The organism is Planktothrix prolifica NIVA-CYA 540, assembly GCF_963864145.1.
In the GTDB taxonomy this organism is placed as follows: Bacteria; Cyanobacteriota; Cyanobacteriia; order Cyanobacteriales; family Microcoleaceae; genus Planktothrix; species Planktothrix agardhii.
In genome coordinates, this window is the sequence record NZ_CAWLTW010000001.1 from 1,420,542 (window position 1) to 1,435,524 (window position 14,983).

The 14,983-nt window shown below is 38.3% G+C and carries 15 protein-coding genes; 9 read left to right on the forward strand and 6 right to left on the reverse strand.

The window, feature by feature from the left end; genetic code table 11:
- Positions 1-56 precede the first annotated feature (56 nt).
- The 3 genes from AC559H_RS06540 (at position 57) to AC559H_RS06550 (ending at position 2,233) form a co-directional block, all read left to right on the forward strand.
- Positions 57-1,214: an NAD-dependent epimerase/dehydratase family protein gene (locus AC559H_RS06540; protein ID WP_026794074.1), complete on the forward strand. Its 1,158-nt coding sequence runs from the start codon at positions 57-59 to the stop codon at positions 1,212-1,214.
- 112 nt (positions 1,215-1,326) lie between these two features.
- Positions 1,327-1,755, forward strand: a complete 429-nt coding sequence (locus tag AC559H_RS06545) for a hypothetical protein (RefSeq protein ID WP_026786581.1) — start codon at positions 1,327-1,329, stop codon at positions 1,753-1,755.
- Between the two features lie 4 nt (positions 1,756-1,759).
- Entirely contained in the window at positions 1,760-2,233 is a 474-nt protein-coding gene (locus AC559H_RS06550) for a DUF6575 domain-containing protein (protein ID WP_026786580.1), read from the forward strand.
- A 199-nt stretch (positions 2,234-2,432) separates the two neighbouring features.
- On the opposite strand, the gene AC559H_RS06555 is transcribed toward AC559H_RS06550, so the two are convergent.
- Together AC559H_RS06555 and ccsB are read right to left on the reverse strand one after the other, a co-directional pair.
- The gene (locus tag AC559H_RS06555; RefSeq protein ID WP_051319797.1) at positions 2,433-2,795 is read right to left on the reverse strand and encodes a KGK domain-containing protein; all 363 of its coding nucleotides are present in this window, start codon (positions 2,793-2,795) and stop codon (positions 2,433-2,435) included.
- Between the two features lie 44 nt (positions 2,796-2,839).
- Positions 2,840-3,868, reverse strand: coding sequence for a c-type cytochrome biogenesis protein CcsB (gene ccsB, locus AC559H_RS06560; RefSeq protein WP_026794075.1), 1,029 nt, complete (start codon positions 3,866-3,868; stop codon positions 2,840-2,842).
- A 185-nt stretch (positions 3,869-4,053) separates the two neighbouring features.
- Here ccsB and AC559H_RS06565 point away from each other — a divergent pair, with 185 nt between their 5' ends.
- Entirely contained in the window at positions 4,054-4,551 is a 498-nt protein-coding gene (locus AC559H_RS06565) for a 2TM domain-containing protein (RefSeq protein WP_026786578.1), read from the forward strand.
- Between the two features lie 203 nt (positions 4,552-4,754).
- Positions 4,755-4,904 (forward strand): hypothetical protein, encoded by a 150-nt coding sequence (locus AC559H_RS06570; protein ID WP_162832328.1) that lies wholly within the window; start codon positions 4,755-4,757, stop codon positions 4,902-4,904.
- 170 nt (positions 4,905-5,074) lie between these two features.
- Here AC559H_RS06570 and AC559H_RS06575 read toward each other — a convergent pair whose 3' ends face one another.
- Positions 5,075-5,761, reverse strand: a complete 687-nt coding sequence (locus tag AC559H_RS06575) for a diacylglycerol/polyprenol kinase family protein (RefSeq protein ID WP_026794076.1) — start codon at positions 5,759-5,761, stop codon at positions 5,075-5,077.
- 268 nt (positions 5,762-6,029) lie between these two features.
- Here AC559H_RS06575 and AC559H_RS06580 point away from each other — a divergent pair, with 268 nt between their 5' ends.
- Both AC559H_RS06580 and AC559H_RS06585 read left to right on the forward strand, forming a co-directional pair.
- Entirely contained in the window at positions 6,030-6,488 is a 459-nt protein-coding gene (locus AC559H_RS06580) for a phosphate-starvation-inducible PsiE family protein (RefSeq protein ID WP_026786576.1), read from the forward strand.
- Positions 6,489-6,627: 139 nt separating this feature from the next.
- Positions 6,628-10,239, forward strand: a complete 3,612-nt coding sequence (locus AC559H_RS06585) for a Yip1 family protein (protein ID WP_026794077.1) — start codon at positions 6,628-6,630, stop codon at positions 10,237-10,239.
- A gap of 226 nt (positions 10,240-10,465) precedes the next feature.
- Here the strand turns inward: AC559H_RS06585 and AC559H_RS06590 are convergent, their stop codons facing one another.
- From AC559H_RS06590 to AC559H_RS06600, 3 genes are all read right to left on the reverse strand, one after another.
- Positions 10,466-11,236: an exosortase-dependent surface protein XDP2 gene (locus AC559H_RS06590; RefSeq protein WP_026794078.1), complete on the reverse strand. Its 771-nt coding sequence runs from the start codon at positions 11,234-11,236 to the stop codon at positions 10,466-10,468.
- 314 nt (positions 11,237-11,550) lie between these two features.
- Positions 11,551-12,321, reverse strand: coding sequence for an exosortase-dependent surface protein XDP2 (locus AC559H_RS06595; protein ID WP_026794079.1), 771 nt, complete (start codon positions 12,319-12,321; stop codon positions 11,551-11,553).
- 261 nt (positions 12,322-12,582) lie between these two features.
- The gene (locus AC559H_RS06600) at positions 12,583-12,792 is read right to left on the reverse strand and encodes an Hfq-related RNA-binding protein (protein WP_026794080.1); all 210 of its coding nucleotides are present in this window, start codon (positions 12,790-12,792) and stop codon (positions 12,583-12,585) included.
- Positions 12,793-12,911: 119 nt separating this feature from the next.
- On the opposite strand from AC559H_RS06600, the gene dapF reads away from it, so the two are divergent.
- Positions 12,912-13,757: a diaminopimelate epimerase gene (gene dapF / locus AC559H_RS06605; RefSeq protein WP_026794081.1), complete on the forward strand. Its 846-nt coding sequence runs from the start codon at positions 12,912-12,914 to the stop codon at positions 13,755-13,757.
- 39 nt (positions 13,758-13,796) lie between these two features.
- Positions 13,797-14,963 carry a hypothetical protein gene (locus AC559H_RS06610; RefSeq protein WP_026794082.1) on the forward strand — a complete coding sequence of 389 codons (1,167 nt, stop codon included), beginning with the start codon at positions 13,797-13,799 and terminating at the stop codon, positions 14,961-14,963.
- Positions 14,964-14,983 lie beyond the last annotated feature (20 nt).

A 14,983-nucleotide genomic window follows, 5' to 3' on the forward strand; every position in this document is an offset into this window, starting at 1 on the left:
CCCTTTCCTGATAAATTTACCGAGTATTGGCACATCAAGATTCAAAAAGTGTATTTATGAAAGTCCTGGTTATTGGTGGTGATGGCTACTGCGGTTGGGCGACAGCATTGTATTTATCCAACCGTGGCTATGAAGTCGGTATTCTGGATAGTTTAGTTCGACGTTATTGGGATCAACAACTGTGTATTGATACACTAACTCCGATTGCTCCAATTCAGCAACGAATTCAGTGTTGGAAAGATTTAACGGGAAAATCCATTGACCTATTTATTGGGGATATTAACAACTACGATTTCCTGATCAAAAGTTTGCTAAAATTTCAACCGGAAGCGATTATTCACTTCGGAGAACAGCGTTCTGCACCCTTCTCAATGATTGATCGAGAGCACGCTGTCCTGACCCAAGCTAACAACGTGATTGGCAACCTAAATTTATTGTATGCCATGCAGGAACATTTTCCTAATTGTCATTTGGTGAAGTTAGGAACGATGGGAGAATATGGAACCCCCAATATTGATATTGAGGAAGGTTATATTACCATCGAACATAACGGTCGGAAGGATACTTTACCCTATCCCAAACAACCGGGTAGTTTCTATCATTTATCCAAAGTTCATGACAGCCATAATATCCATTTTGCTTGTAAAATTTGGGGTCTGCGGGCGACGGATTTAAACCAAGGTGTGGTTTATGGGGTGTTAACAGAAGAAACCGGGATGGATGAGTTATTAATTAATCGTCTCGACTATGATGGCGTGTTTGGAACGGCGTTAAACCGTTTCTGTATTCAAGCCGCCATTGGTCATCCGTTAACCGTATATGGAAAAGGCGGACAAACTAGAGCCTTTTTAGATATTCGGGATACGGTACGATGTATCGAATTAGCATTAGAAAATCCGGCGGATTCTGGACAATTCAGGGTGTTTAATCAGTTTACCGAATTGCATAGTGTTGGTGACTTAGCAATGATGGTGAAACAAGCGGGAATTGCTTTAGGGTTAGATGTGGAAATCGAAAATATTCCTAATCCTCGTGTTGAACTAGAAGAACATTATTTCAACGCTAAGAATACTAATCTATTGGATTTAGGATTACAGCCCCATTTTCTATCTGATTCTCTGTTAGATTCTTTGTTGAATTTTGCCATTAAGTATAAGAATCGGGTTGATAATAGCCAAATTATGCCCAAAGTCTTATGGCGTAATCCTGGTTAATTTAGGATCATGTTTACTGTAGAGAGGTTAAGTTCTCTACAGTAAACCTTGTGTTTTGTAAAGTGTTATGATAGACTGAATGTTATGATCAACTAAATTAGGAGGTTAATGATTGACGTTTAAGTATCAAGAATATATTAATGAACTTTCTAATTGTCCACCTTCAGATTATCAACACATAGAAATGACAGCTTATCGGTTTATATTTGAGGAAAATCATGAACAGTCAAAAAATAGTTTTTTACCTGTTCTGATCATAAAACCTCACCGAAAATTTAATACACCTCAACAATGTTGTCAAGGTTATGCTCTGTCATTATTTGATACTCGAAACCATGCAGAACAACGCTATAACCAACTAATAAAAAACCGACCAAATATCAGTCAAATCTTAGGAACCCACTTGGCAAAAGGAAGTATTGACAAGACTGATGGTATAGCTTCATCAGTAGATCAAAAAGGACATTTTAGTCTTCATGAATATCAACATACAGACTTATCACAGAAATTTAAAATTATTAATCAATTAGAAATAAATTAAGCTGATGAATACTTTAAATGGTTGTCCTTTAAATAAATTTCCCCTTAATCTTCAATATGTGGCTGATCTAATTTATTTTGATGGGCCATTAGTATCGTTATTGGAAAATGAATCTGGAGAAAGCTATCTTTATTGTTGGTCTGATGTTAATTCAGTTGATAATAGATGGCTAGTTTTCCGAGTAACTAAAAATTCTTTGCAGGACTATCTACTCGGTAAAGTTTCTCTAAGAGATTTAATTTTAAATCCTGTTGATGCTTTTCATTATGCGATTGATATTGATAATGATTTAGAAGTTAAAAATACTTTTTGGATACTCCCTGAAAATTTACCTGATTCTTATGTTCCAGAAGAAGACTCTTATCATGATCCTTCCTTATTGAATCCAGAACAAGGCGAAGAAGATATGAAGTTAATTGAGTCAAAAATAAATTATAAAGAAAATAATTTAATTCAAATTGGAGCCAACAATCGTTAAAATCCTCCAAACCAATAATAAAATAGCAGGTATTGATTACAAAGGATTGTGCTATCTTGATTAACATATTTTGTAGTGAGGCGTTCACGCCTCTAATAAGCCCTGAAGGGCTTACTACTACAAAAAAATGTTCAAAATTCAAAATTAAATCTCTTGAACTTTGAACATTAATAAAATTTGTTAAATTTTCAACTAATAACTAACTCCACATTCCGACACTTTTAGTTGGTTGGTTAACAAAAGGTGGTAGGTCAGTATTCGATTCAGAGGGAACCGTAGGAGGAGCATATTCAGAAGTTGGGACACCTCCTTTGGCTTCAGCTTCAACTTCAGGTTCATCGGAACAAAATTCTAAACAAATCCGAAATTTTCCGGTTTTCCAAGATTGGCCCGGACGCAAGATTTGACACTCAATTCCTTCCTTAAATAAATTTTCTTCCTCTAACTTGGATTCCATAATTGACAGAAATTCACTAGCCTTAAAAGTACATTGAAACATCAATGCACTTTCACTGGTATTAATCACATCATCATCACCGAGAATAGAGGTAAAATCGCTCATGTTTATGTCCTGAAAATTGTATTTTGTACTAAGGATTAACTAATTTAGAAAAACCAACCGTAGGAATGTAAACCTTTTCCTAATAGATTAACTCCTAAATAGCATACCCAGACCACCACAAACCCCGTAGCAGCTAAAATAGCAGGTTTTCGACCTTGCCAACCGCGAGTAATTCTGGCGTGTAAATAGGCCGCAAACACTAACCAAGTAATTAAGGCCCAAGTTTCTTTCGGGTCCCAACTCCAATAGGAACCCCAAGCCTCATTCGCCCAGACCCCCCCGGAAATAATCCCAATGGTTAAAAGCGGAAATCCTAATCCAATAATCCGATAACTGATATTGTCAATAGTTTCCACTAAGGTTAATCGCTGTGGGGAAAGCCGGGTAACTGATTCTGGGTTGTCGGTTTTGACGAACTCTAACACAGCCGTTGTGCCGTTACCATTGGTCGTTAACCCTTTGGGGTGGGACTCCGCCAGGATTTCTGGAGCGTAATTGATGATATTGCTAACAGGTTTATGATGATTTCGAGAAATCCTAGTTCCTAAAGAACTCCCACTTAACTCGATTTCCTTTCCCCTAGTCAGAATTAAAAAGGCGATCGCTAATAGAGATCCCACCATTAACGTTGCATAACTCAACATCATGACGCTGACGTGCATCATTAACCAATTCGACTTCAACGCCGGGACAAGGGGTTCAGCGACCCGCATTTGTGGCGGTAACTTCAGGGTGGCAAACGCCGCAATTCCCATCGCTACCGGAGAGGTGACCACCCCGACTAAGCGACTGCGACTCATTTCTTCAGCAATCAGATGAATGGTCGTCAAACCCCAAGTGAGGAAAAACAGGGATTCATAGAGATTACTAATCGGGAAGTAACCCGCTTCAATCCATCTTGCCCCTAATAATGCGACAATGGAGAGATTAGCGATCGCCATGGACGCAGTACCCAACACCGACAAATAGGGAATATTAGGAAACGCCGCCCCCACCCAATACAACAGTAGGGTGATAAACAAAATGGCAAAAGAAATATTATCTAATCCATTCTGGAGTACAACCAGATTCATGAACGATTCTCCGGGTAACGTTATTGATGACCGACTTTTTTTAACTTTATCTTAAATCTCGCCCCTAGAACTCGCCCTATACCCTGATAGGATAGGTTAGGCTAGATTAAGATTTCATATTATTAGGGTTGCAGATTACCTGTAAACCTCGTCCTATTCGTATTTTAGCTTGATCAGAAAAATCTATGACCAACTCAGACACTCAAATTACCCCGACCTATCTACAGGAAGATATACAAGAAATTCTCCATATTGCGATTTGTCGTAAACAAGATAACGAGGAAATGACTCGTCAAGATTTGTTAGACATTGCCAAAGATTTAGGAATTTCTCCCCGGGATTTAGAACTTGCTGAACAGCAATGGAATTTACAAAAACAAGAAGCCGATGAAAAGTTAGTTTTTAACGCTTATCGCCAAAATCGACTGAAACAAAATCTAATTCAATTTGGGATTGTTAACTCTTTCTTGATTTTAATTAACCTAGTAATTTGGCATGGAATCGGATTTGCAGCCTTTGTCTTTTTAACTTGGGGATTGTTTTTAACCCTCAGAGCTTGGAAAACCTATCAACTAGAAGGAGAGGATTATGAAGCAGCTTTTAAAGCCTGGAAATTGAAAAAAAACGTGGGTAAATCAATTAATGCTTTTACCGATAAGGTCTTAAAAGGATTGCAGTCTTAAACCTTAATCGGGTTTGTAGGGGTTGGGCAAGAAGACCAAACCCCGAACCAGGTAAATTAAGTATTTCTGACAATTTTAACAGATTGTATAACTTCAGTAAATACAAAATTGCAAATAAATGTTGCAGATCTGCACACTTTCTAATTTTTTCCGATAGAATGATTAGTATAAAAGCCTGAATAGTAGAGTTGAGGTTAGGAATTATGAATATTTTACGTTCTCTTAAAGAAATGATGACCTATTTAACTGAAGCCGCTGGGCGGATGTTTATTGTTAGCGATGATGTTTACCCATCGGTAGGTACACAACCATTTGAAGGTAATCCTAACAAAGATCCTCGTTGGAAACACTAGAAATAATTGTATTCAAATATTATTATGTGTTTCAAAATCTACTTAAATCCCCCATAACTTTTATGGGGGATTTATTGTCAATTAGGCAATAAAATATTGAACATATAGCAGCTTGTTTACAACTTCTTTTTATCTTTGTGGTTAAATTATATAACGACGCAGCCTGTTCCCTAAAGAATTTGATTTAGAAAAAAAGCTAGTGACGCACTCCCTAAAGGAACAGTTAGATTATCAATTCCATACTTTGAAAAAGTTTCTAATCCAGTAGCTGTAATTGCTACAGCGATTGCAATACTCCAAGCAATTTGATTATTTCCTTGAGTTGCTAATAGAATAATACCGGAAACAACAAAGCTAACAAACAGCATTGTTAACGAACCTTCCCAGCTTTTACGATTACCAAAAACTTGATATTTATGTTGACCCCATCGTTGACCAATCACCGCCGCTAAACCATCCCCCCAAGCCATAATTAAAATACCTAAAGCCGCATATTGAGGTTGTTGAATTGTCCAAAACCAACCGATTAAAACCCCAATACTAATCGCATAAAAAAACGTCCCTAAACTTTTACGTCCTACACTATTAATACTAGGAAGAATCGGTGTTTGATAGGAAATCAGGGCAATAATTCCTGAAATTACACTCGCTGCAATTCCTACCCACGTCGGAATATTTAGCCACCAGGCAAATAGAATCACATTTCCCGTGCCAATATGAACAATTTTACGCGAAACTTCCGCATTAACAGAAAAAACTCGATTCAGTCCTTCTGCTACTACTAAAATTAAACCTAACCACCCGGCAACTAATGGGATTTGGAATCCTAAACTATGGATTTCAGTTAAACTCGGCATTTAATTAATGGGATGTAAATTAACCTAGATAATTAGTATACGCTGATTCTTGCATTTTAAGACATTCTACAATATCCTTTTATCTAACCATTCTATTTTTAGGTATGTCAGAAATCAACTACATAGATATGATTGTTAAATTCTGCCCAGAAACCTTTGAAACTGGATTTAGGGAATAGTTAGATTGATTTTAAAGAATAGTCTTGCATTAACTGACTATAAATTATATATTGATATTAGTTTGTTTAACTCCAATTCACGGGTCACTATGTCACGCAAAAGAACTTTTTTTGAATCCCTCACCCATTGGTTTAGCGACGAAAATTTCTTAATAATATTAGAAGAAATTCAAGTGGCGATCGCTAAAACCTTATCAATTGCTATGGTAATCATTATCATAGTTTGCTGTGGTCAACTAATTGTATATTTAGCCCAAAAATTATTAACAGATTCTTCCCTAATATTTAAAGATTCTTTGTTTGAAATTTTCGGATTATTCTTAAATGTTTTGATTGCCTTAGAGATTTTAGAGAATATTTCATCCTACTTGAAAAAGCACGTTATCCAAGTTGAGTTAGTGATTGTTACCTCTTTAATTGCGGTAGGACGAAAAATCATTATTTTTGATCTCGATAAAAAAGGAGGTCAAGATTTGATTGGACTGGCTATTGCGATTTTAGCCCTATCAATCAGTTATTTAATTGTTAGACTACATCACAGTAAGTAAAGGATTAAAATTTATTTAACGGTTGAAAGATAAATTGATTTAACCATAATCCAGACTAAATATTGCTTTTTAGAGTCGTTCAGGTTACACTTGAAACCACTTAAAAACCATTAATTGCATCTTTGTAAATTTTTGTTTTATGGAAACCGCATTTAACCAATTCTGGCATCTGGTTTCAGGGGCATTTGCCCTCAACCCAGAGGTTTTTGATCAAATCAATACCTTACCCGATGGCCTCACCGTAGCATTAATTATTGTTCTGATCGCTGGTTTATCACAAGCCATTGGACAATGTATTGTTTTATTTGCTAATAAAGTTACACCGATTCGTTTTTTTCTCAGCTTAGGAATTTCTGCGATTGTTTTTGCTTTAAGTTATGGATTGTGGGCGGGAAGTATTTGGATTGCAAGTAACTTATTTTTTGATGTTTCTCTCAGTTTTAATCTGATTTTTAAAACATTAGGACTCAGTTATGCCCCCCAAATGTTGGGGTTTTTAATCGCCTTACCCTATATGGGAATTGCGATAGGGGTATTACTTTCAATTTGGAGTTTACTCGCTCAATTTGTAGGATTAGAAAGCGTTGCCGGATTTGAAGATTGGTCTGTCTTTATTTGTACTTTAATTGGCTGGGTCGTCCTCCAAATTGTACAACGAACTATTGGTCGTCCGATTTTAGCCTTTAGTCGTTGGTTATCTAATTCGGTGGCGGGAACTTCATTAATTACTGACCCGAAAAAACTAGAAGAAATGGTCATGTATGACGGGAATGAGCCTCAAATTCTGACCGTTGGCAAGGAAATCTGGTTAGAAGCCGAACAACAAGAAGATATTCCTAAACAAAAAACTTCCTCTACTGTTAAATTTGTCGCCCTAGCATTATTAGGTTTATTATTAGTTTTTATTTTATATCCTAATTCTAATAACCCCTTAACCATAGGTTTTAGTCTACTCAATCATAGCTTTAGATTGGGCTTGAAATTAGTTAATTTTAGTTTAATTGCCTTGTTAATTTCTATTGTCCTAACACCCTTAGAATCCTTAACTTGGTGGGCAGGATGGTATGGAGTTAAACCCTTAGAAAATACCGGAACATTAGTCAAAAATCACAATATTGATACTCCAGTAAATCACTATGTTATGTATTTAGATGGGATCAATCAAGGCTCCTATCAATATTTACCAGAAGTTGAACGTTTTTTAGATGCCCTTGCCATTGCCACTCCCGATAATGTAGCGATTGTTAAAGGGATTATGCCCTATTCTGTTACTAATAAACCCTTAACTGAAAATCGGTTATTATCCTTTTTGTGGCGGATGATTGACTCCATGGTGGTTCAAAATCCTTCTAACCCAATTGGTTTTATCATTAATGCCAGAAATGTCGTCTCCGTAGCAGTTTCAGCCGATCCGCGTTACGGCCCGATTCAAAATCAAGGTCTGGCACAAGTCTTGTATAATAGTTTACTTAGCTATGGTTATCCCGTCGGTAGTGAAATTCCGGTGACATTGGTGGGCTACAGTGGTGGTGGTCAAATGTCCATGGGGGCTGTAACCTTTCTCAAACGTACCATTAAAGCCCCGATCACAGTAATTTCTATTGCTGGTGTGATCAGTGGAAATACGGGGACAATGGTAACGGAACATCTCTATCATCTAGTTGGGGATAAGGATAGCGTTGAAAAAGTGGGGGCGATTATTTTCCCTGGACGCTGGCCGTTTTCTCTGTTATCAAACTGGAATTTTGCGAAACGGCGGGGCAAAATTAGTTTTATCTCTTTGGGGCCAGTGGGACATAATATGATGGGTGGCCCGATGGGAGATCATCAACTACCAAATGGCAAAACCTACCTGCAACAAACCGTTGATGTTGTGACTGGAATTTTATTAGAAAATTGGGAAATTACTGGCCTAGATCCTAATATTTTCAAAAAATCTAGTAACTATGAACTCTACAAAAAAGCCCCATTTAATCAAGTTGCATATTATCCAGTTAAACAAACTCTTAATCCAGAGTTATATCAACCCGTAGGCAATTGGATAGGTCGATTAATTTTACCTAAATTATCAGAGCGGGAACAGGTGCAGGGCGTATTATTTGAGATTTATCATGCTGATTCATCCCATCAGCATCGAGTCGGACAAATTGTTAATTTAAGATGGGATTTACAGGTTTCTTCTGTCAAGGAAAGAGTTAAATTAGTCACCCAAGATGTTAACTTTATTGATCAGGTAAAAGTTAGTCAATCCCAAGGCAATATTCACCCAGAAAGAATCAATAGTTGGTCAAAAGTTGATCCCTTAGAATCCATGGCTGGAGCTAGACCCCAGGATGATGTGATTGTGGTGTTAAAAGATCCTGTGGTCTTGAAAGATACGGGTTTAGAACGTCCAAGTCTTTATATTCAAAATGATCCAATTGAAATTACTGGCCGATTTTATGCGCTGGTTCGGTTTATTGAAAATTTAGGCAATGACTTCTTTTTGGTACGTCATTATTCTCCCGCCTCTCAACAATTTAACGGCCCCGAAGAAAGGGTCTATTTGCCCTCTGTGATTGCTAACCGGGATGGGGCTTTATCTTCAATAAATCAGGATTTAGAACAATCTCCGGTTAATGCTTCTGGGTGGTATATATTCGGACAAAAAAATATTGATGGTCAGTTTGTAGTACAGGCGATCGCACCCTATCAATTATTTTCTTTAACTCCTGATTTGGTGATTTCAGGACAACAAAAAACCCTAGATTATATTAACTGGGAATACTGGAAAAATCAAGTCACTCCCCAAGGACAAGTTAAGACAATTTTCCTCAATCCAAATCAGGATCATTCTACTAACAATATTGTGCCGGAATCCATCTGGAAAGAAGGAGATAGAGCCTTATTAATGCACGTTTATGGCGGCATTGGCGGGCCGAATGGAGATAATACTCCCTTTGGGATTTATTTCGGACATTTTGCCTATGGAATCGCTACAGTCGTGCGCGATCGCCTTACCCAAGAATTGCGATTTAACATCGCATATCGCCAAATTTATACCCATAATTGTGATGGAATCATCTCAGGAAGTTTAGACTGGACAAGGTATAGTGGCGATCGTCAATTTGGTTGGTTAGGATCTCGTCCCTTCACCGATATTCTAATTAAATTTGATCCCCTCACCCAAGATTATGATTTTGATGGGTTCAAGTTTTCTCCCTTGGATATTGTTATTAATGAACTGGATATTATGACGGCTCGATATCGTGTGGGAGATGGAACTGGAACTACCTTTGTGAGTGCAATTAATTCCTGTTCTCAAGATTCCAGTCAAGCCTTATATTTATCCCTCAGACGGATGTTAGCTCAGTTTGAACTCAATCCTTTATTAATGAAATGGTTGCGGGAAAATCCCCACCACGAACAAACCGAAAGATTTCTTCAATTAGCCACCTTAGTAGCAAGTTTAGAAAGTATTTTAACTGCTGGAGGGAAAGCCCGAAAAGATTGGCGATATGGTTCTCCAACTTTAGGGCGTTTTACTGAAGAAACTCCCTTAAAAACCTTATCTCAATTAGGCTCTAGTTGGCGCTCATTATTACCGCGATTAATTAATGATAAAATTGCCATGATTTTCCTACAATTAGGCGCCTATCTCTGGATTCTCCGCACCCATCAAGTCGGCGGTCACGATCCCACCCTGAAAACCCTAATTCCCACGGATTTTTGGTTCGGGATTCCTAAATTGAAAAACTTTGAATATGATTAAGCTGTTAATCATCTCAAAAGAAACCTATGCTTGTCCGATTTGTCGTTGTGGTCAGTTGTCTAATATTACCTTGATGGATTAGTCTGCTATATCTACTTAGAAGAATCTTGTTCCGGTGTTCCCTGATATCCCTATAAAATCAAATTGCCACCCCATCATTTTTTCACTTCATGGGGCGGCGGTTAATTCAGGGATATCTAATATTAACTAATTCAACAGATATGCTTTATTGAGCTTTTTTGCGACGAGACATTGCTAAAGCAGCACCGACTAAACCTAATCCTAAAACAGTCGCAGGTTCAGGAACAGCCTTATTTAGACCCACCACTTTAAAATCAGGGCCCACATAATTAGATTCGCTGATTAACCGTAGACCACCAAAAGACTTGGAATCGGTCAGTCCTAAATCTAACAAACTGACTCCTAAAGACCCTACTGTTTGAGCACTACCGATTTCTGTGGTATCAAGTCTATAACCCGCGTCCTTCCATCCCGATGAATCTAGTAGAATTGAGTTTCCAGTCAATTCACCTTTTTTATTCAAAGCTTGAACTTGGAGTTTACTGTTTTTGCCCCGTTCAAAGAACAGGAAATTATCAACAGGTTTACCAAAGAACAAGTCTAGGGTAAATTTGCCACCGTCTTCGGTATCAATAATATTGCTGAGATTTAAATTTCCTAGAGAGGCTGCTAAATTACTTCCCGTCGGATTTTCTACCTGAACTCCCGAAGCATTATCCCCTCTATCACTACTGGCTGCGCCTGTATTATCGCCTGTCCAGAGATCGTTTTGGATAATATTAACATCTTTGACCAGGGAGAAATTGCTGTAGGTCTTACTACCAATTTCAACCGAACTCAAAGATATGTCGCTTTTCCACTGACTTTTATCTGTTGTGGTGTAGTTGGTTTTGAAGGTAAACGCTTGGGCCGAGGTCGCGCAAATCCCGGTTAAAGCTAGGGTTGAGATTAAGGTTGTGAGGAGTGTAGTTTTCATTTGGAATCCTTTGTGTGAATATGCTGCTGGCTACTGTGACCCTGAACTCGTAACTCTGTTTTTCTGAGTGTCTCCTTAAAACGGGACATTTTAGCAACCAGAGTTATTACATACAGGTTGTCGATAACACAATAACAATATGGGCAGGATACGTCACCCCTGTTTATCCAAATTTCCAGAAGTTTTACAGAACTTTTACAAAGATTAGCTTTTATGTAAAGAGTTGATGAAATTCCAATAAAACTGTTGTCTTGTGTCCTGGGGCGGTGGTCAATTTAAAGATGTCTAATGTTGGTTTCTTCAACAGATATGCTTTATTGAGCTTTTTTGCGACGAGACATTGCTAAAGCAGCACCGACTAAACCTAATCCTAAAACAGTCGCAGGTTCAGGAACAGCCTTATTTAGACCCACCACTTTAAAATCAGGGCCCACATAATTAGATTTGCTGATTAACCGTAGACCACCAAAAGATTTGGCATCGGTCAGTCCTAAATCAAACAAACTGACTCCTAAAGACCCTACTGTTTGAGCACCACTGATTTCTTTGGTATCAAGTCTATAACCCGCGTTCTGCCATTTTGATGAATCTAGTAGAATTGAGTTTCCAGTCAATTCACCTTTTTTATTCAAAGCTTGAACTTGGAGTTTACTGTTTTTGCCCCGTTCAAAGAACAGGAAATTATCAACAGGTTTACCAAAGAACAAGTCTAGGGTAAATTTACCACGGTCTTCGGTATCAATAATATTGCTGAGGTTTAAATTTCCTAGAGAGGCTGCTAAATTACTTCCCGTTGGATTTTCTACCTGAACTCCAGAAGCATTATCCCCTCTGTCGCTACTGGCTGCGCCTGTATTATCACCTGTCCAGAGATCGTTTTGGATGATATTAACATCTTTGACCAGGGAGAAATTGCTGTAGGTCTTACTGCCAATTTCAACCGAACTCAAAGAGATGTCGCTTTTCCACTCACTTGTATCTGATGTGGTGTAGTTGGTTTTGAAGGTAAACGCTTGGGCTGAGGTCGCGCAAATACCGGTTAAAGCTAGGGTTGAGATTAAGGTTGTAAAAAATGTATTTTTCATGGGGACTCCTGTGTGTGAATATCCTACTGGTTACTTTGACCCTGAACTCGTAGCTCTGTTTCCCTGCTTGTCTCCTTAGAGTGGGACATCTCAGCAACCAGAGTGATTACATACAAGCTGTTAATAACTACAATAACAAACTTTATTGGTTTGTCACCCCTGTTTATCAAAAATTCTGAAAGTTTTACAGAAACTTTATAAAGATCGGTCTTTATTTAAAGCATCGACCCAATTCCCTATAAAGAGCGGGGTAAACTTCTATTATTTCGGACGAATAAAAGCAATCGAATGTCGCCAAATCAAGATTTGTAGGTTGTTTGGGTCTTGTAAACAAATACAGTTGGGATCTTGCCAGATAATCGTTCCCAGAAGAAGATCATTCGTTAGCAGTTTAATTTCTACTGAGTTTTTATCCTTGGTATACCCTTGAACTTTGCGAATACTGGGTAAATCGGTATTAAATTCAGACATAAGTAGTTGTTTTTATCAACATTAAAACAATAATATATAAGGTGTAAGGGATTTTGAACTTTTTGATTCACTTTCGCCCAAACGCCTAAATCACACTAACGATAAAAGTGGAGGAATTCATGACCATTACATTTACGAAATATCACGGTTTAGGGAATGATTTCATCCTGATTGATAATCGTCATCAGTCGGAACCCCTAATCACCCCAGAAAAAGCCATAGAAATGTGCGATCGCAATTTTGGTATTGGTGCTGATGGCGTGATATTCGCCCTCGGTGGAACCTCCAACACTGACTATACCATGCGAATTTTCAACTCCGATGGTTCGGAACCTCAGATGTGTGGAAACGGAATTCGCTGTTTAGCTAAATTTATCGCTGAACTGGAAAACCGCGATCCGAGCACCTTCCCCGTAAGCTACAAAATCCATACCCTAGCGGGTGTGATTACCCCGGTATTACAAGCCAATGGCCAAGTTAAAGTGGATATGGGACTTCCGCGACTTTTAGCCCAGGAAATTCCTACCACTCTTGCCGCCGCCGATGAGAAAGTAGTCGATGTTCTCTTGTTAGTAGCTGGACATTCTTGGAATGTTACCTGTGTGAGTATGGGAAACCCCCATTGTATTACCTTTGTGGAGGATGTTGAGGAAATTAAACTCGCAGAAATCGGCCCTTTATTTGAGCATCATACCGTTTTCCCTGAACGCACCAATACGGAATTTATTCAAGTGATTAACCGCAATTATCTTAAAATGCGGGTATGGGAACGGGGGGCTGGAGCAACTCTCGCCTGTGGAACCGGGGCTTGTGCTTCTGTGGTTGCCGGAATTTTAACAGGAAATTGCGATTTTGTTGTTACAGTGGAATTACCCGGAGGTTGTCTTGAGATTGAATGGTCAAATCAAGATCAACATTTGTATATGACCGGGCCAGCACAACGGGTATTTACCGGAAATTATTAAGAGAAATCACCTAATTTAAGAGTTAAAAAGGTAAATAATATGGGCGGAGGGATTTATCTGATTCAGGATGATGATCGGCTCGTTGAAATGATGGAACAGCCCTACGATTCTGAAGATCAAATACAGGAATTATTAGAAACCTATCCCAATCTTTTAGCGGGGGATGAAATTGATCGGTTACAGACGCGCCATGGTAAATCTTTACGACGATGGTTATTAATCTCCCGGGACGTAACCCTTCCGGCTGAGGAAGATAATGGGAGTCGTTGGTCAATGGATCATTTATTTCTGGATCAAGATTCTATTCCTACGCTGGTGACAGTTAAACGCAGTCGCAATGTGGAAACTCGACAAAAAATGATTGGTCAAATGTTAGATAATGCGGCAAATTTAGGATTATATTGGCCGATAGAATCTATCATTTCTCAATTTGAAGCTAACTGTCGAGATCAAGGTCGAGATCCTGAACAAGTGTTTGAAGATTTTCTAGGTTCAGATCTAAATGAAGATGGATTTTGGCAAAAAGTTAAAACCAATCTGCAAGCAGGAAAACTGCGTTTAGTCTTTGTGGCGGATGAAATTACCAGTCCATTAAGAAGGGTAGTTGAATTTCTGAATAAACAAACGGATTTAGTCGAGGTTTTGGCTTTAGAAATTAAACAATATGTCAGTCAAGATGGTTTAAAAACCCTTGTTCCTCGATTAATTGGTCAAACCGCCGAAGCCCAACAAAAGAAATCCAGCGCCACGGGAGAACGTCGTCGCTGGGATGAGGTTTCGTTTTTTGAAGAACTCCACCTACGTCGGGGAGAGGATGAAACACAAATAGCCCAGGAAATTCATAATTGGGCAAAACTTCAGGAACCGGAAGTTATTATACAATGGGGGATGGGAGATGTTTATGGTGGATTTACAGCTTTATTAAACCAAAAAGAAAAAGGTCGAAAACAGTTAAAGTTATTTACCGTTGATATTTCTGGACGTTTAGAAATTTCTTCTAATAAATATGGTTCTCAACCACCTTTTGATCGACAGGAAAAATGGTTAGAACTCAGAAATAAATTGAGTGCGATCGGTTTATCTCTCCCTTTAGAACCTACGGAATATAGAGAGCCAACATTACAGTTATCCAACTTAGAAGATAAAACCGTATTACAACAAGTCCTAAAAACATTTGATTGGGTTATTTCTATAATTAAAGCATGAAGTAGTAAACCCACACCCGG